Source organism: Aneurinibacillus tyrosinisolvens, from assembly GCF_001015055.1.
Lineage (GTDB): Bacteria > Bacillota > Bacilli > Aneurinibacillales > Aneurinibacillaceae > Aneurinibacillus_A > Aneurinibacillus_A tyrosinisolvens.
In genome coordinates, this window is sequence record NZ_BBWZ01000013.1 from 1 (window position 1) to 18,153 (window position 18,153).

Genomic DNA, 18,153 nt, shown 5'->3' on the forward strand with positions numbered 1-18,153 from the left:
TGAATTTGTGGAACTCTATACCCCATATATCCGATAGAAGGCAAGAGAAATTACTGTAGTTAGGGCCATGCAGAAAGCTGAAACAAAAAACCACTTTCTACAAACTTGGTAAAGAATATGAAAAGGAAAGGGCAGTTAGTCAGTAATGATTAGTTGCTCTTTCTTTTGTCCGATAATATCTCGTTATGGATATTTTTTTATTTTATATGAATTAGTGTTATTTTGTTTAAATTAATTATATTTTTAATGAATTATTTTCTATATTTAGGTTAGAAAAGGGTGATTTACTTGGAATTGAAAATTGATTTAAAAGATATAGACTTTCAGCAATTGGTTGAGTGTTCTCTTAATGCGATTTGGGTTATCGGAGAAGAAGGAAAAATCCTTTATTGTAATAAGGCTTGTTTGGAATTGTTAAAATTAAGTTCTGCCCAAGAGATTTTATACAAAAATTTGTACGTTTTTCTCCCTTACGACATCCATGATATTTGTAAAGAACGATTAAAAGGTGTGCTGGAAAAAGAGGAAGCAATCGAATTGTTTGAAGCGAAAATGATTAGAAATGATGGGAAAGTTATTGACGTTGAAGTAAGGACTGTACCTTATTATTTTAAAGATAAGGTCTTGGCTCAAGTTATTATTCAAGATATAACGCAGCGTAAGATAACAGAGAGACTTTTGAAAGATAGAGAAAAATTAGCTTCAATTGGTCAAATAGCGGCTGGTATTGCTCATGAAATTAAAAATCCTCTAACATCAGTAAAAGGGTTCTTACAGTTATTAAAAGAATCCCATCCGCATCGTTATTTAGAAACGATGGAAACTGAACTGGAACAAGCATTTGATACTCTGGACAATTTCTTACAGGTATCCAAACCTAATTTACAAGATGAACCCTTTATTCCGGTTAATTTATGTAAGGAATTAACTTCTCTATTATCTTTATTCCAGCAGAGACTTTACAATGTGCAAATAGAAATTGATTTAAAAGATTCAGAGAGAAAAGTAATGGGAAAAAGGAATTTATTTCTAAAAGCATTTTTTAATCTTATAAAAAATGCACTTGAGGCTATACAGGACAAAGGAAAAATTAGAATTGAACATTATTATAAAGATGAATACATTCATATAAAAGTGAGTGATACGGGAGTAGGAATACCTGAAGATGAATTGAAAATGTTGGGGACACCGTTCTTTTCCAACAAAAGTGACGGAACAGGTTTAGGTTTAACGCAAGTGTTTACAACGGTACATGAACATGCAGGAAATATCTCCATTCAAAGTACAATTGGAAAAGGGACTAGCTTTCATATTCAACTTCCTGTACATTAACTGTACACCGGCCACAGGTACCTTTTCGATAGCTAACGTCCAAGGGTTGTTCTTATTGTAGAGTTGCTTCCAGCAATGTCTGATTTGCAATCGGGACCCATTGAAATTTCGATTGATTTTGCCACAAATGGATTCTGGCTTGATGAGACGGTTTGCACCCTAACCGCTTATGCCTCCATACAAAATTGGTTGTCCTATACCTGCAAAAAACTTCTCTTCGAGGGTGTGAAAATGACATTTGACAAAAGATGGAACTGGAGTTATATTTGATTTATTACCATTTTGAAAATATATTATTTGGAAATAAAGAAAGGAATGTTATAGTATTCTATGGATCCTCAGCAAATTGACTCTGTACGCGAATTTATTATGTTTGTAGGGCAAAAACTAAAAAAATGCACGCAAAGCTTTGAAAACAATCGTGATTTGACTAAGCATGAATTCAGCATATTGTTCATATTGGGTCAAAAAGGACCTCTAATCGTAAAAGAAATCGCCCAGAATCTACAGGATGTGAGCTTAAGTACGTTAACCAGGCTGCTCGACAGCTTAGAGCAAAAGCAGTATATCGAGCGCAGCCTCGACCGAACCGACCGCCGGAGCTTTGTAATCACACCGACAGCAAAGGCAAAGGAGCTGATGGAAAGCTTTCCACAGCATATGGAGGCGCTGGCTAAAGGGATATTGGAGGGGTTAACCCCAGCCGAACGTTTGATGTTGCTGGAGTTATTTTCGAAAGTCCGTTCCCATATTCAAAGCATGTAAAACAGATCGGGAACAGTAACACGAATTCCCTTGAAACTCTGGGGTTCGCACGAAATTTATTACCATTTTGGAAATATTTCTTCATAAAAATATTTATTTTTGAATATAAATTGATCATCATTACGTATAGCAGGAGGTTCATATGATTTCAGAATCACCCATAGCTTCTGATCCGATTACAGGTACCCCCATCATCGAAGTCGAAGGACTTTTTAAGCGATACGGAGACTTTACAGCTGTCAATGGTATTCACTTTCAAGTCATGCAGGGAGAAATATTCGGCCTGCTGGGTCCAAACGGTGCAGGAAAAACAACAACGATGGAAATGATCGAAGGGCTGCGCAAACCGGATAAAGGCACGGCTAAGGTAGCTGGATTTGATACTCATACCTCTCTAAACAAGGTAAAGGAAGTCATCGGCGTCCAACTCCAATCGACGTCCCTATTCGAGCTGCTTACGGTAAGGGAAATTATGCAGATGTACGCCAGCTTTTATAAAAAATCTTTGCCGGTGGACCCCTTATTGGAACAAATGATCTTAACTGACAAGGCGAAAGGCCGGGTCAAAAATTTATCGGGCGGACAAAAGCAGCGGCTTGCCATTGCGTTAGCTCTTTTGAATGACCCGAAGGTTGTCTTTTTGGATGAGCCGACGACCGGGCTCGATCCGCAGGCCCGGCGCACGCTTTGGAATATTATTTTACATATGAAGGGACAAGGGAAAACGATTGTACTGTCGACGCACTACATGGACGAAGCGCACGCATTGTGCGACCGGATCTGTTTGATGGATCGCGGGGAAATCATCGCTCTGGATACGCCCCGCAGCTTAGTCCGTAGCCTGCAATCAGACAGTGCGATTGAATTTCGTCTGGTAGAAGTCGCGTCCACTCATGTAGACAGCACGGAGCTGCTTTCTCAGCTTCAACAGCTGAAGGAGGTCAAACAGGTAGATAGACGCAATGAGGTATTTACTTTATATACGGATTATCTTCAAGCGACCCTGCTTGATTTCATTCAATTTGCGGATTACAATGGCATTCGTTTTGCAGACTTACAGACGAGAACCGCAACCTTAGAGGACGTATTTTTACACATGACGGGAAGGAGCCTGAGGGAACGATGAATGCTTACTTTCAATTAACGTTGGCTCAGCTTCGTATATTTGCCCGGAATCGGTCGGTTATCTTTTTCACGCTATTGTTTCCTGTATTGCTCATGGTTGCGCTTGGTTCATTCTTGGGAAACGGCAACACCGTTTCTGTCAACGCCATTGTGCTTGATCAGGACCAGTCGGCCTCATCGCAGCAGTTTATTGATGCTTTACGTACACAGAAGGCGGTTTCCTTGGCGATAGGGCAAGATAAAACACGCGCCCTGAATGAGCTGAAAAAAGGAGACCTTCAACTGGTCATCGTCATCTCCAAAGACTATGGTAAAACCGTATCTACTATAAAGGACTCCTCCCCAGCAGGCTCAAGCAAAACAGCAAAAATTGCCGTTTATTACGACGAGACCAACCTTGCTACATCTCAAGTTGGGCTGACCATTGTGGATCAGGCTGCAGACAACGTAAGCAAACAGATAAGACAGTATAGACAGTGGGTTACTGTCGAGCCGAAAGGCATCCAAGCAGTCACGTTGAAATATATTGACTTCCTGGTGCCGGGCATTGTTGCCATGATGATTATGTCGACCAATTTAAACGGCGTTGCCGGGCAAATCGCTGCATGGCGCGAACGCGGTATTTTACGCCGTATGCAGAGCACGACGTTAAAGGCTTCGACCTTTATCGCCGCTCAAATTACGTCTCGCCTCATTCTTAACGGATTTCAGGCCATCATTGTTTTGCTGATCGGCTACTTGTTTTTTCATACACAGGTTAATGGCTCCTGGCTTCTGCTGATCCTATTTGTCATCCTGGGTACGCTGACCTTCATGTCAATCGGCTTTATCATAGCTGGTCTAGCAAAGACTCCGGAGAGTGCGGGGCCAATTGCAGGTTTCATTTCTTTCCCGTTATTATTCTTGGGCGGTGTGTTTTTCCCGGTCAAAAATATGCCGGAAGTGCTGCAGCCGTTCGTAAAGCTATTGCCAATCACTCATTTGTCGAATTCTCTACGTCAGGTGATGAATGTAGGGGCAGATTTATCTACTCTTTGGCCTGAGGCGGCACTGCTTGGGGGGTGGATGGTTGTAGCCTTCGTGATTGCCAGCATTTCGTTCAAATGGGAATAAATCTTTTTATGATAAGAGGGAGAGGTTGCAAGTATGGATCAACAACAAAACTATGCCAATCATAAGCAAATTGTACCTGTCGTTCATTACTTTTTCGTGCCGCTGGGTCTCATCTTGATCATTACCGCTATCGTCTATGCAGTAATTTCCATCATGCATGGGGAGCAAATCTTTGCCTCCTTACTGATTTTAGTGTTAGCGTTCATATCCGCTCTTAGCATACCATTGGCACGTGGATTTGTCTTAAAAGTACAGGATCGGTTAATTCGCACCGAAGAGGATGTACGCCATTTCAAATTAACCGGCGAGTGGTTGGATCAGCGCCTGACGATCAAGCAGATCATTGCGCTGCGCTTTGCAAGTGATCAGGAATTTCCCGCACTATGCGAAAGAGCCGTTAAAGAAAATCTTACTCCAACTGCGATTAAAAAGGCAATCAAGGACTGGAAAGGCGATTACTATCGCGTATAAACTATAATTTCTTTATATCTCTATTAATATCAGTTGCATATCATACTAGGGTTCTGGTACAAAAAGAAATAAAGTCGATGAACAACACTCCCCCACTTATCCGCGTTGCGTCTTGAAGTGGGGGTTACTCCGTATTTTCATCATTACTTATTTGAGAAGGGATATCGTAAGCGAATTGATTTGTCTGGTAAAGATAAAGAGAAATGGGCAGAAAGGTATGATGAAAAAGAAGTAAGCCAGAAAAGTGCGGAAATTCCGATGACGAAGTGAGTGGGAAGCTGAGAGGAATTGCTTTTTTTCTCTGGTGAAAGAGAATGGATACGATAAATGCTCCTCAATCTTAACTACAACATTGTTTCCACACATTAGTCATGTTGAGTGGTTGTGTTGATAGAGAAGAAATAGATTGAAATTAAAGGGTATGGAAAATAGACAATTAAAAATATTATGGAATGTATATGATTTTTGTTTTATGTAAAAGAAAAAACTAGGATATAAAAATACAAAAGAAGAAAAGGGGAAAAGGAGATACGATGACAAAGGGAAAAGCAATCATAGAAACAGGATGGAACTTAGACAACAGTTATGCACGTTTGCCGAAATCATTTTTTACCAGCCTCAATCCAACCCCTGTACGCTCACCGAAGTTGATTATTCTCAATAATCCGTTGGCAACATCCCTGGGGTTGAACGTCCAGGCCCTGCAGAGCGAAGGTGGGATAGAAGTGCTTGCTGGCAATGGAATTCCTGAAGGCGCTTTGCCTCTTGCTCAAGCTTATGCGGGGCATCAATTTGGGCATTTTAATATGTTAGGGGACGGCCGGGCTCTGCTGATTGGCGAACAAATCACCCCTTTAGGTGAACGGTTTGATATTCAGCTCAAGGGTTCAGGCCGAACGCCATATTCCCGCGGGGGCGATGGTCGAGCGGCACTTGGACCGATGCTGCGCGAATACATCATCAGCGAAGCAATGCATGCGCTTGGTATTCCTACCACCCGCAGTCTGGCAGTGGTCACAACCGGTGAGCCAGTAATCCGCGAAACCGAACTGGCTGGTGCAATTCTGACCCGCGTGGCTGCCAGTCATCTGCGCGTCGGCACCTTTCAATACGTTGCAAACTGGGGCACAGCCCGGGAACTCCGGGTCCTGGCTGACTATACACTAAAGCGCCATTTTCCAGACGTTGAAGCTGATGAGAGACCCTATCTTTCGCTACTTCAGGAAGTGATTAAGCGTCAGGCGGTGCTGATTGCCAAATGGCAACTGGTTGGTTTTATCCACGGGGTGATGAACACCGACAACATGACCATTAGCGGAGAAACCATCGATTATGGTCCTTGCGCCTTTATGGATGGTTATGACCCGGCAACGGTATTTAGTTCCATTGACATTCGTGGCCGCTATGCTTATGGCAATCAGCCGCATATTGGCGGGTGGAATCTTGCGCGATTTGCTGAAACCCTATTGCCGCTGTTGCATGAGAATCAGGAAGAGGCTGTCAAACTGGCCCAGGATGCCATTTCAGATTTTCCGGAGTTGTATCACCGTAATTGGCTCGCAGGAATGAGAGCAAAGCTGGGGATATTTAATGAAGAGATACAGGATGGCTCCCTTATCGAAGACCTCCTCGGTATGATGGAGAAGTATCGTGCGGACTATACCAATACCTTCCGCGCATTAACTTTTGGTATACAGGAGGATACGGTTCTGTTCGGGACCCCAGAATTTGCTCAGTGGCATGAGCTGTGGCAGGCGAGACTAGGCAGGCAGCAGGAATCGAAAGCCTCCTCGCATCAGTTGATGCGGAACAGCAATCCTGCGCTAATTCCTCGGAACCACCGGGTAGAAGAGGCACTAGAAGCCGCAGTGAAACAAGGAGACTATAGCGTGATGGAGCGGCTTCTTGATGTTCTTTCAAGCCCCTACGCGCACTCTCCCAAACAGGCTGATTACTCCACACTGCCTGCGCCATCAACCTGTCCTTACCGAACCTTTGCGGTACCTGATATAGAAACATTAGACCAACTAATTGATGTCAAGTAAAACTTTACAATAAATGTTTACAGAAAAGGGCATGCTAATTGGCCCTTTTTCTATTACTACACAAATCCAGCCATGTTACATTCCATAACCGAATGGAAGAATATTGGGGTGGTTTGCCAATGACGAAAAGCCTGCCTTCTAATATTAGATGGTGGGCTTTCTTGAGAAGCAATCCTGTTCTGTTGATAATGGAATTTACTAGATCAAAATTTTACATACTTTAGCGGTTAAAGATGAAGGGAGTAGTCAATAATAAAAGTTGTTTAGCATGAAAGAATGGAAAGAAAGGAGAGTTATTATGCCTCAAGGAGCTACTGAAACAAGTACCCTAAAAGTAGGGGATCAAGCACCTGACTTTACATTAGAGGCCCATGGTGGCCGCATGGTTACATTAAGTGAATACCGAGGATCTAAAAATGTGTTTCTATGTTTTTACCCTCTAGATTGGACACCTGTTTGAGGTGCTCAAATGCCTTCATACGAGGATGATATACCTCGTTTTGAAGAGTATGATACCCAGGTTCTGGGTATAAGTGTTGACAGTGTTCATAGTCACGAAGCATGGCAAAAATCAATTGGTGGGATTTCTTACCCGCTGTGTGCGGATTTTTATCCACACGGAGAAGTTGCGGAAAAATACGGTGTTCTTCGTAAAAACAAAGATGAACCAGCCTATGGAGCTTCTGAACGTGCCCTTTTTATTATTGATAAAGAGGGGGTTGTTCGATTTATTGATGTTCATCCAATCGGTCGACAACCGGATAATGAAGAATTATTTGATGTCTTACGTAAACTCTAGGTAAGAATGTAACAATAGGCTGAAAACAAGGAGATTGTGTATGGAACTCTCTAGAAAAGCTATCCCATATACACCTGTTAACAAACCGTTACATGAGATGACAGTCATGATTGTTTCAACTTCTGGGGTACACCTAAAAGATCAAGAGCCGTATAACACTGATCCTGCGGAAGGAGATGCAACCTTTCGCATCATACCGGGAGATGTGGAGGCAAAGGACTTGACGGTGACCCATGCGGCACCAAAGGAGCATTATAATACGGATGCTCCCAAAGAAGACATTAATTGTGTTTTTCCAATCGACCGGTTAAGAGAAATGGTCGATGAGGGGGACCTTGGTGGAGTAGCTGAAAAACATCTAACAATGATGGGCTATTCCATGAGGTTAAATAAAATAAACAAAGAGACGATTCCAGCTCTCGTTAAAGAAGTCGTTCGGTCAAAGGCAGACGCAGTACTTTTAACTGCCGGCTGACCGCTTTGTCATCGCACTGTAGTTACAGTGCAGCGTGGAATTGAGGCTCAGGGGATTCCAACCACTTTAATAACGCTGGATGTTGAGCAATCGAGTCTGATGAGACCTCCTCGAGCCATTCATCCAATCGGGTTTGAATTTGGGCACTCTTTAGGAAAGCCGAATGATAAAAACACCCAAATGAAAGTGTTGGAAGCAGCTCTGAATGAATTAACCGTAAAGCAAGAGCCTGGTAATATTCATGAAGTGCATTTTCCGAGCTATTAGGGAAATGCTTTATAGCCTGATATAATCACAACAAGGGACGGGTCTTGAATTTCCGTCCCTTTTGTTACGTATACCTGTGTCAAATGAGAAAAACAGTTAAGATTCACGAAGGCGTTTTATATCGCTTATAGGGGGTAGACCGAACATTCGAGAATATTCACGACTGAATTGAGAAGGACTCTCATAACCAACTTGGAACCCGGCATTTGCAGCGTCCGCTACCTCAGAAAGCATGAGGCGCCGAGCCTCTTGTAATCTTAATTGTTTTTGATATTGCAAAGGACTCATTCTCGTAACTTGTTTAAAATGATGATGCAGTGATGAAGAACTCATGTTTGCGGTCAAAGCTAGTTCTTCAATACGTAAAGGCTTAGCAAAATCTCGCTTTATGACATGAATCACTTTGGCGACACGCTGCGCATGACTACCGATCATTGCTATCTGTTTTACAGAATCACCCTGTTCATCTTGTAGAATTCGGTAAAGAATTTCACGAATCACTATAGGTGCGAGCACGGGAATATCCTGTGGCGTATCTAAAAGACGAACAAGTCTTAATACGGCATCAAGCAGAAATGAATTCGTCTTACTTACAAACAAGCCTCGTTGGGAATCTCCCTTTTTGCTCGATGTTTGATCAGATTCCTTAATAATGTCGAAGATTTGCTTCGGATCAAAATCTAATCGAAGACACAAGTACGGGGACTCTGGGGTCGCCTGGATTATTTCTCCCGAAATTGGCAGATCCACAGACACAACGAGATAATGAGCAGGATCATATTGATAGCCATCCTGTGCCAGCATAACTAGTTTTGTTCCTTGGGCGACGATACATAAGGCTGGCTCATGGATTGAGTGTATTGGTTCTGATTTATGAGAAGCACGAATGAAATGCAACGAAGAAATAACAGTAGAGTGAACCCCATCTTCATCACAAAATCGTTCAATGTGTTGCGCTAATTCCTTTTGCTGCTCCATGACTCTATTATCCATTATTTTTTCTCCCATCATATTGACTCCTTTCTTCGATATAGGAATACTTGCGAAACAGTATGACCTCTCTAATCCTGATAGCCCCATTTTATGAAAATTTAGAGGATTAGGCAATGATTCTCCGCGAATTGGCTACCTTATAAAGTCCGGATTGCGCGATAATAAATCTGTCCTCAAAAACAATCAGTCGGGAGGGAGCAATCAGAAATGGCGAAACAAACAAGCAAAGAACAATATCCATATGTCGGTATGTGGGTCACGAAAGACGGGTATATCCGTCATGAACTCCTGCCTAACGGCCGCTACGATGAGGCCCGCGGCAACAGAAAAAGTGCTTACCAAGGCAGTTACACAATTACAGGCAATCATATCGATTATGTCGATGATACTGGTTTTACTGCAGATGGCGATTTTCGAAACGGAATTCTCTATCATGCGGGAATGATTCTCTATCGAGAAGAAAAAATGTGAAAATCTAAGGGGGAAAAACATGTCTAACATTGCAGGGAAAGTAGTAGTAATTACGGGGGCAAGCAGCGGTATCGGTGAAGCTACGGCACGTCTTCTTGCCCAAAGCGGTGCCCATGTTATATTAGGTGCAAGGCGCACGGAAAAACTAGAGGCTCTTACATCCGCAATTCGTTCAGAAGATGGCTTAGCCGATTATAGGGCACTGGATGTCACCAAAAGGGATCAAATGGAAGAATTCATCAGCTATGTGAAAAACACATTTGGACGAGTGGATGTGATTGTGAATAATGCAGGTGTGATGCCTCTCTCAAAACTTGAAGCTCTGAAGGTTGACGAATGGGATCGTATGATCGACGTGAACATTCGCGGCGTTCTTCATGGCATTGCAGCAGGGCTTCCGATTATGAAGGAACAAGGATTTGGTCAATTCATTAATATTTCCTCAATTGGCGGACACGTCGTTTCGCCTACTGCGGCTGTGTATTGCGCCACTAAATTCGCTGTCCGGGCTATCTCTGAAGGGCTGCGTATGGAGGTTGGCGATGATATCCGCGTAACCATCGTCTCACCGGGGGTAACCGAATCAGAACTCGCTGATAGTATTTCGGATGAAGAATCTCGTCAGGTGATGAAGGAGTATCGGAAAATTGCGATTTCACCGGACGCTATTGCTCGTACGATCCTATTTGCGATTGAGCAACCTGCGGACGTTGATGTTAACGAGATCATTGTACGACCAACCGCGAGTGCCAATTGATGCTTTGAAATACCGTATCGAAAGATTTGTGTAAATTAACATATTCCTCTCTCTTTTGGTAAATGTACAAATAAGGGGCTAACACCTTGAAGAGGAGAGTATACGCGGAATTCGCCAACCCCCCCAGACCTTTTAGAACATTATGAGCTTAATAGATCATAAATATTGTGTATATAATAAGGGAAGTAAAATTTGGTAGGGGGTTTAAGATGAGTTCCAATCATGAAAATAAGCATCCTAATCGGTTAGCGAATGAAAAATCACCGTATCTTCTGCAACATGCCTATAACCCTGTAGATTGGTATCCTTGGGGTGAAGAGGCTTTTAATAAAGCTCGCACAGAAGATAAACCGATATTCTTATCCATCGGTTATAGCACCTGTCATTGGTGTCATGTAATGGCTCATGAAAGCTTCGAAGATGAGGAAGTCGCAGCGCTCCTTAACGAGCATTACATATCCATCAAAGTCGACCGCGAAGAACGCCCGGACATCGACCAAATTTACATGACTGTCTGCCAGGCCATGACCGGCCAGGGCGGATGGCCGCTCACCGTTATTATGACGCCGGATAAAGAACCATTCTTCGCCGGCACTTATTTCCCTAAACAAAGCAAATACGGCCGGCCGGGAATGATGGATCTATTATCTCAAATCCACGATAAATGGACAGAAGACCGCGACGAGGTCGTCGGCACAGGAAAGCAAATTACACAGGCAATCAAAGATCATCGAGGTGCCAAGCGCGGAGGTGGAGAACTTACCCCGGAAGTGCTTGATAAGGCATATGACCAGTACAACAGCACATTTGACGGTCAGTATGGCGGTTTTGGCCAGGCTCCTAAGTTTCCATCACCGCACAACCTGGCATTTCTATTGCGGCACTGGAAGCTTAGCGGTCAACAGCATGCCCTGGATATGGTCAAAAAAACACTCAACAGCATGCATAATGGAGGAATTTACGACCATGTTGGCTTTGGTTTCTCCAGATACTCTGTTGACAGGGAATGGCTCGTACCCCACTTCGAAAAGATGCTCTACGACAATGCTCTCCTGGCACTCAGCTATTTAGACACATATCAGGCCACAGGAGAAGAGCGGTATGCGCAGGTAGCACGCCAGATTTTTACCTATGTACTGCGGGATATGACCGATCCCCTGGGCGGCTTTTACTCTGCAGAAGATGCGGATTCCGAAGGGGAGGAAGGCAAATTCTATGTCTGGCGTCCGGAAGAAATTGAGCTTATCCTTGGCAAGGAGGACGGCGCGCGTTTCTGCCGCATTTATAATATTACAGACCATGGTAACTTTGAGCATAATACAAGCATCCCTAATCTCATTCACCAGTCCCTCAAGGACTCCGCAAGAGAAGAGGGGATGAGTGAGGAAGAACTTATCTCTTTCGTTGAAAGGTGCCGCCAGACTTTGTTTGATGCAAGGGAAAAAAGGGTTCATCCGGGCAAGGATGACAAAATCCTGACCGCCTGGAACGGATTGATGATTGCCGCCATGGCGCGTGGAGCTATAGTACTGAGCGAACCTGCTTATGCAGAAGCGGCAGCCAAAGCGGTATCTTTTATCCGAGAAAACCTGCAGAATGAGAACGGAAGGCTGCTGGCGCGCTACCGTGAAGGCGAAGCAGCATTTCCAGCTTATGTCGATGACTATGCGTTTCTCATCTGGGGTCTCCTGGAGTTATATGAAGCGACTTTTGATACGGACTACATTGTGTATGCGCTTGACCTGCAGGAACAGCAGTTTGAATTATTCTGGGATCGGGAAGAGGGCGGCTTTTATTTCTACGGCAGTGATAGCGAGCAGCTCCTACTTCGTCCAAAGGAATTATATGATGGTGCGATGCCTTCCGGAAACTCTGTTTCGGCAATGAATCTTATCCGTTTAGCGAAGCTAACTGGCAGGGAAGATATCAGCCGCCTGGCAGAAGACCAGATTGATGCCTTTGCGGGAGAGGTTTCCCTGTATCCGCAAGCTCATGCGCATTTCATGATGGCAGTGCAATTTATACTTGGCCCGGCAAAAGAAATTGTCATCGCTGCACCCAATGCGGAGGCGGCACAGGAGATGATAGGTACCATTCGTGCCCAGTTCCTCCCAAACACTGTCATGAGCCTGGTAACGGAAGAGAACCGTGCTGAGTTTGCCCGATTAGCACCCGTAATAGAAGATAAAACAATGGAGGATGAGAAGGTAACCGTTTATGTATGTGAGAATTTCTCTTGCCAGGCACCAGTCACAGATGTGGAGCAACTCAGAAAATTTTATTCGCCAGGCACTCGTTAATGACTGGGCCAATAACAGTTGATGGATCCTCTCTTGGTGTGTAAATTTCATTTACCAATCATTTCGTTTGGTTGTTAAATGCTACGAAAAAGTAACTCAAAAGGCCCTTTCCTACTCGAAAGGGCCTCTATCGAATCGCCTTAATTTAAACCGCCTCTATGGCTTAAGAACGACTTTAATACATCCGTCCGTTTTTGTGTCAAACACTTCATATCCATGTTTCGCTTGGTCCAGAGGGATTACATGGGTAACAACGTCCCCCGGATCCACTTTTCCTTCAGCAACTAACTTGTACATGTGCGGCATAAAAGGAATGACCGGCGCCTGTCCCATTTTCAAGTCAATATTGCGGTTGAATAAATCGCCAAGCGGGAAGGCATTATACCTCATGCCGTAACCCCCTGTAATATGAAGGATTCCCCCTTTTCGTACAGCCTGGGAAGCGATAATAACAGGATTTATTGAACCGCCTTGAAGCTTCAAGCCTGTTGCAAGAAATTCAAGCGGTGTCATCTTCGCATCCATGCCTACAGCGTCTATAACGATATCGGCTCCGCCTTGCGTAATTTCTTTCAAATGGGTTCCAATGTTTTGTTCTTGTTCAAAGTTGACGATTTCTACTTTGTTTGTCCGCTTTGCATGCTCGAGACGGTAATTGACATAATCGACCGCAATGACTCTTTTTGCCCCTTTAAGCCAGGCGAATTTTTGTGTAAGCAGTCCTACTGGACCACACCCCAGGACAATAACCGTATCACCTTCTTTTACGCCGGCATGTTCGACGGTCCAATAGGCAGTTGACATGGAGTCCGCGATTAACACTAATTTTTCATCATCCACTTCACAGTCATCCGGCAGCCGGAAAGGAGTGAAATTCCCATACGGAACCCGCATGTATTCCGCTTGCCCTCCTGCATACCCGCCGAACGATTCGGAATAGCCGAAATATCCACCGGCGTCTCCATGTGGATTCGAGTTATCGCATTGGCTTGTCAGCTCGTGGTTACAATACCAGCATTGGCCGCAGGCTACATTAAAAGGGATAATAACCCGGTCTCCTTTCTTTACTTTGGTAACCTCAGGACCTACTTCCTCGACAATTCCCATCGGTTCATGCCCGATAATATAATCTTCGGGAAAATTGGCAATCATTCCGTGAATTAAATGCAAATCCGATCCGCATATCGCTGAACTTGTTACCTTAACGATAATATCGTCCGCTTTTTCGATTTTGGGATCTTTGACTTCCTTGACCTGCACATCTTTGATACCCTGGTACGTAACAGCTTTCATTGTACGTTTTTCCTCCTACTTTCAATTATTTAGGTCGGCGAATGTGCCAAGCCGAGAGGTATGGTCAGGAAAGAGATCCATAGCAGCAATTTGCACCGTCGTCTGAGCTGATTTTAAATCCAATTTAAATTGTTCATTCACATTATAAGGATGCAGCCAGCCTTTGCTCATCATGAGCTCGGAAATCTCTTCGTGCAGCACAAGAGCCTGCTCCAACTGATTGCGTACAATCGTTCTGGCTTCCGGAGTTGCCGTTTCGGTTAATGCAATGGCACAGTTTCTTACCCCGTTTTTTGCGGCCATTAAAAAATCAAGTGCAATAGCAGAATCAGCAAGATTGGGCATTCCGTTGGCGTTTATCGGGTCTAAATAGTCGTTATTCATCTGTTTTTCACCTCCGATTACTGTGTTGGAATTCTTGTATAAAGAGTTTGTAGGTCATTTATCGCTTGAATGGATTGTTGTACGTCTTTTTGCATTAATGTTTTAAGGTCTTTATCAAAAACTAAGCCTTGCATCATTTTTGATTTGGCCAGGCAAATCGTTTTAAAGTTAAGGAGCTCATGTATTTCCATCGTTTCATGCGGTCCCAGATTTTGCTGTTCCATGTGTTCACCTCCCAAATTTTTAACAGCTATATTTTTTCCTTATCGCCCGGACTTATACAAATTCATCCTCAGAGGAAGAGCGGGCCAATTTAATTCGAAATCTGGCTTATGATCTTCACAGTGTCGAAGAGAGAACGAAGAAGTTAATATTGCTTGCAGGCTTTGATAAAAAGTTGAGATTTACGATCGAGCGCGAGAATGTCCCTTATTTCAACGAGGGGATAAATGGCGCCTGTTGTTTCTTTCCAGATGATATATAATAGAAACATACGTTCGTATTTCTATTCTGTGAAAGGAGGTCTTCCATGGGCGCACAGACGAAAAATTGTATTCCGCCTTTCTGTTGATGCATACCACACCCGGCCTCACTGCCCTGAACCGAACCGGATGCCTTACCGATTTTGATGCTTTTCTTCCTTTGCACGATTAGGAAATCGAACGATTATATTCGCTACCCAAACCCTAACTATACAGTATGGGCGTATAGCCCTTGATAATAAATGAGAAAGATAAAGATGCGTCTTGAACCGGGCGCACAGGATGAGAATCGCTTCAGCGGAAGCGTTGTCCATGAAAGCCACCGGGAACCGTGCCAGCGCCCGCTTGTTGTACCCGCCACGAACGCAGGCGGCGAGAGAGCCGGAAACGCACATGTACCGGGGAACCTCCCTACTTCAGAGCGGAGAGGTTCAGACATACTATCATTTGGAATCTTCATAAAAGATGACCAGGGAGGAATCAAAATGCCGGATCGTACTCAACAAGTAGCACAACAAGGACAAGAACAAAATAATGTTGGAACAGAAAACGATATTCCAGGTGTTCCGCATATGCTGGAAAACAACGTTCCAGGGCTTCGGCAAGGACTGGGGAAGAATTACACTTCAGGCGTTCATAAAGGAATGGAAACGGAAATTAGTAAGCAGGAATAGAGTAAAAAAAGCGGAATGGCATGTAAGGAACGTGCTCTTCCGCTTTTTCTATTCTTCTACTGGTTATTAGGAAAAGTTTCTTGCTTAATTTTAACTATTGATAATCAGTAAAGGTCAGAGTATAATAAAAACAAGAAGGTCAAAGAAAGTCAAAGTCAAACGTTTAAACAGCAATGATTAGAATTGCTTTTTATATAAATTTATTTTACGTATTCATTATTCCAATAGAGGAGGTACGAAATATGCTTTGTCAATTTTGTAATGAAAAACAAGCGAACATATTTTTAAACATTCAAATGCAAAATAAAGTACAAAAATTATATTTGTGCCAAGAATGTTATACAAAGATGGGAAATAAGATGGGAGCAGGGATGAACTCGGGTTCTTTCCCATTCTCAGGATTTGATGAATTCATGAAAGGTTTTGGAACACCATCCATGAATTCAAATATAGATAAACAAAACAGCCATTCCAACGGCCCGGGACAGGGAGGAATTCTGGATGGCATCGGACGCAACTTAAGCGAAGCGGCGAAAGCGGGAGTGATTGACCCGGTTATCGGACGCGATGAAGAGATTGAACGTGTCATTGAAATTCTGAACCGCAGAAATAAAAACAATCCTGTGTTAATCGGGGAACCCGGGGTAGGGAAAACGGCGATTGCAGAAGGATTGGCCTTAAAAATTGCAGATGGACAAGTCCCTGCAAAACTGCGCAATAAAATCGTATATACGCTTGACGTAGCCTCCCTCGTAGTCGGAACAGGGATCCGCGGGCAATTCGAAGAAAAAATGAAACAGATTATCGCGGAACTTCAAAAGCGCAAAAACGTCATCTTGTTTGTAGATGAAATTCACCTGCTTGTCGGTGCTGGATCCGCAGAAGGATCGATGGACGCCGGAAACATCTTAAAACCGGCCCTGGCACGTGGAGAACTGCAAATCGTCGGAGCAACCACGCTGAAAGAATATCGCAGAATAGAGAAGGATGCGGCCCTTGAACGCCGGTTCCAGCCTGTTATGGTCAAAGAGCCGACTGTCGAAGAAGCCATTGAAATTCTGCAAGGCATTCGTTCGAAATACGAATCATACCACCAGGTATCTTACTCTGATGAAGTCGTTCGTGCGTGTGTTGAATTATCTCACCGCTATATTCAGGATAGGTTCCTCCCGGATAAGGCGATTGACCTTCTGGATGAAGCCGGTTCTAAAATCAATCTTCGTTCTTCCGGACAGGATGCGGAAGAACTGCGTTCCCGGCTTACTCAACTGATCGAGGAAAAGAAAGAAGCTACCAAAAACGAGGACTACGAGCGTGCGGCTAAACTTCGTGACGAGGAAGCACGCATCCTTGAACAGCTCGATCAAGCTGATGGAAATGCTCAACATGCAGTTGTCTCAATAGAAGACATTCAAGAAATCATTGAGCGTAAAACAGGCGTGCCCGTAAAGAAATTACAAAGCGATGAGCAGGCGAAAATGAAAAATCTCGGCGAGCACCTTGAAGGCAAAGTCATTGGCCAGTCTCAGGCGGTTAGCCAGGTGTCCAAAGCGATTCGCCGCAGCCGGGCAGGATTGAAACCGAAAAACAGACCGATTGCCTCCTTCCTGTTTGTTGGACCAACGGGGGTAGGGAAAACCGAGTTAACCAAAGCACTTGCGGAAGAATTGTTCGGTACAAAAGAATCCATGGTTCGATTAGACATGAGTGAATACATGGAGAAACATTCCGTTTCTAAATTAATCGGTTCACCTCCTGGATATGTAGGCCATGAAGAAGCCGGTCAATTGACGGAGCGTGTGCGCCGGAACCCGTACAGCATCATTCTGCTGGATGAGATTGAGAAAGCGCATCCGGATGTTCAGAACATGTTCCTGCAAATTCTTGAAGATGGCCGTCTAACTGATAGTCAGGGACGCACGGTAAACTTTAAGGATACGGTTATCATTGCAACGAGCAATGCGGGAATAACCGAGAAGAAAATTACCGTAGGCTTTGGCGCAAAAGCACCTCAAACATCAACCATAATGGATTCACTTGGTTCCTACTTTAGACCTGAATTCCTCAACCGATTTGACGGCATCATTGCGTTTAATCATCTGGAAAAAGCTGACCTTGTTCAGATTGTCGATTTAATGCTGGAGGATATTGTGGCAAACCTGAAAGAACAAGAGATGGAGCTTGCCATTTCGGAAGAGGCAAAGGCGAAGTTAGCTGAGCTGGGTTATCACCCTGCTTTCGGGGCTCGTCCATTGCGCCGCATGATTCAACAGCATGTAGAGGATGGCATTGCTGATCTTATTATTGAAGAAGAGGATGTAAAACAAATCTTTATCGACGTAAACGATGATCAAATTACAGTCATGAAAAAAGCGTAAGGATTCGCGTTATCGCGAATCCTTTTTTT

General features: G+C 43.8%; 18 protein-coding genes. 14 read left to right on the forward strand and 4 right to left on the reverse strand.

Annotated elements, in window-relative coordinates:
* Positions 1-288 precede the first annotated feature (288 nt).
* From MBEAL2_RS13430 to MBEAL2_RS13475, 9 genes are all read left to right on the forward strand, one after another.
* Entirely contained in the window at positions 289-1,332 is a 1,044-nt protein-coding gene (locus MBEAL2_RS13430; protein WP_047152810.1) for a two-component system sensor histidine kinase NtrB, read from the forward strand.
* 330 nt (positions 1,333-1,662) lie between these two features.
* The gene (locus MBEAL2_RS29275; RefSeq protein WP_052947710.1) at positions 1,663-2,097 is read left to right on the forward strand and encodes a MarR family winged helix-turn-helix transcriptional regulator; all 435 of its coding nucleotides are present in this window, start codon (positions 1,663-1,665) and stop codon (positions 2,095-2,097) included.
* Positions 2,098-2,239: 142 nt separating this feature from the next.
* On the forward strand, positions 2,240-3,223 hold the full coding sequence (locus tag MBEAL2_RS13440; RefSeq protein WP_047152811.1) for an ABC transporter ATP-binding protein: 984 nt from the start codon (positions 2,240-2,242) through the stop codon (positions 3,221-3,223).
* Positions 3,220-4,335, forward strand: a complete 1,116-nt coding sequence (locus MBEAL2_RS13445) for an ABC transporter permease (RefSeq protein ID WP_047152812.1) — start codon at positions 3,220-3,222, stop codon at positions 4,333-4,335. Before MBEAL2_RS13440 ends, MBEAL2_RS13445 begins: the two co-directional genes overlap by 4 nt.
* A gap of 33 nt (positions 4,336-4,368) precedes the next feature.
* Positions 4,369-4,806: a DUF6526 family protein gene (locus tag MBEAL2_RS13450; RefSeq protein WP_047152813.1), complete on the forward strand. Its 438-nt coding sequence runs from the start codon at positions 4,369-4,371 to the stop codon at positions 4,804-4,806.
* A gap of 533 nt (positions 4,807-5,339) precedes the next feature.
* Positions 5,340-6,851, forward strand: a complete 1,512-nt coding sequence (locus MBEAL2_RS13455; protein ID WP_047152814.1) for a protein adenylyltransferase SelO — start codon at positions 5,340-5,342, stop codon at positions 6,849-6,851.
* A 298-nt stretch (positions 6,852-7,149) separates the two neighbouring features.
* On the forward strand, positions 7,150-7,650 hold the full coding sequence (locus tag MBEAL2_RS13465) for a peroxiredoxin (protein ID WP_269082478.1): 501 nt from the start codon (positions 7,150-7,152) through the stop codon (positions 7,648-7,650).
* A gap of 40 nt (positions 7,651-7,690) precedes the next feature.
* Entirely contained in the window at positions 7,691-8,125 is a 435-nt protein-coding gene (locus MBEAL2_RS13470; RefSeq protein ID WP_047152817.1) for a glycine/sarcosine/betaine reductase selenoprotein B family protein, read from the forward strand.
* A 99-nt stretch (positions 8,126-8,224) separates the two neighbouring features.
* Positions 8,225-8,392: a hypothetical protein gene (locus MBEAL2_RS13475; protein WP_236692837.1), complete on the forward strand. Its 168-nt coding sequence runs from the start codon at positions 8,225-8,227 to the stop codon at positions 8,390-8,392.
* A 96-nt stretch (positions 8,393-8,488) separates the two neighbouring features.
* Here MBEAL2_RS13475 and MBEAL2_RS13480 read toward each other — a convergent pair whose 3' ends face one another.
* Positions 8,489-9,385, reverse strand: coding sequence for an AraC family transcriptional regulator (locus MBEAL2_RS13480; RefSeq protein WP_236692841.1), 897 nt, complete (start codon positions 9,383-9,385; stop codon positions 8,489-8,491).
* A gap of 207 nt (positions 9,386-9,592) precedes the next feature.
* Here MBEAL2_RS13480 and MBEAL2_RS13485 point away from each other — a divergent pair, with 207 nt between their 5' ends.
* The 3 genes from MBEAL2_RS13485 to MBEAL2_RS13495 all read left to right on the forward strand — a co-directional run bounded on the left by MBEAL2_RS13485 (position 9,593) and on the right by MBEAL2_RS13495 (position 12,913).
* On the forward strand, positions 9,593-9,856 hold the full coding sequence (locus MBEAL2_RS13485; protein ID WP_047152820.1) for an Atu4866 domain-containing protein: 264 nt from the start codon (positions 9,593-9,595) through the stop codon (positions 9,854-9,856).
* Between the two features lie 19 nt (positions 9,857-9,875).
* Positions 9,876-10,613 carry an SDR family oxidoreductase gene (locus MBEAL2_RS13490; protein WP_047152821.1) on the forward strand — a complete coding sequence of 246 codons (738 nt, stop codon included), beginning with the start codon at positions 9,876-9,878 and terminating at the stop codon, positions 10,611-10,613.
* A gap of 209 nt (positions 10,614-10,822) precedes the next feature.
* Complete coding sequence (locus MBEAL2_RS13495; RefSeq protein ID WP_047152822.1) at positions 10,823-12,913, forward strand: thioredoxin domain-containing protein; 2,091 nt, start codon at positions 10,823-10,825, stop codon at positions 12,911-12,913.
* Between the two features lie 156 nt (positions 12,914-13,069).
* Here MBEAL2_RS13495 and MBEAL2_RS13500 read toward each other — a convergent pair whose 3' ends face one another.
* The 3 genes from MBEAL2_RS13500 to MBEAL2_RS13510 are packed head-to-tail and all read right to left on the reverse strand — an operon-like array spanning position 13,070 to position 14,814.
* Positions 13,070-14,206 carry a zinc-dependent alcohol dehydrogenase gene (locus MBEAL2_RS13500; RefSeq protein WP_047152823.1) on the reverse strand — a complete coding sequence of 379 codons (1,137 nt, stop codon included), beginning with the start codon at positions 14,204-14,206 and terminating at the stop codon, positions 13,070-13,072.
* 21 nt (positions 14,207-14,227) lie between these two features.
* On the reverse strand, positions 14,228-14,590 hold the full coding sequence (locus MBEAL2_RS13505) for a spore coat protein (protein ID WP_047152824.1): 363 nt from the start codon (positions 14,588-14,590) through the stop codon (positions 14,228-14,230).
* Between the two features lie 17 nt (positions 14,591-14,607).
* Positions 14,608-14,814 (reverse strand): hypothetical protein, encoded by a 207-nt coding sequence (locus MBEAL2_RS13510; protein WP_047152825.1) that lies wholly within the window; start codon positions 14,812-14,814, stop codon positions 14,608-14,610.
* A gap of 515 nt (positions 14,815-15,329) precedes the next feature.
* Between MBEAL2_RS13510 and MBEAL2_RS13515 the strand changes: the two genes are divergently transcribed.
* Complete coding sequence (locus MBEAL2_RS13515) at positions 15,330-15,746, forward strand: hypothetical protein (protein ID WP_047152826.1); 417 nt, start codon at positions 15,330-15,332, stop codon at positions 15,744-15,746.
* Positions 15,747-15,988: 242 nt separating this feature from the next.
* Entirely contained in the window at positions 15,989-18,124 is a 2,136-nt protein-coding gene (locus MBEAL2_RS13520; protein ID WP_047152827.1) for an ATP-dependent Clp protease ATP-binding subunit, read from the forward strand.
* Positions 18,125-18,153: the final 29 nt, after the last annotated feature.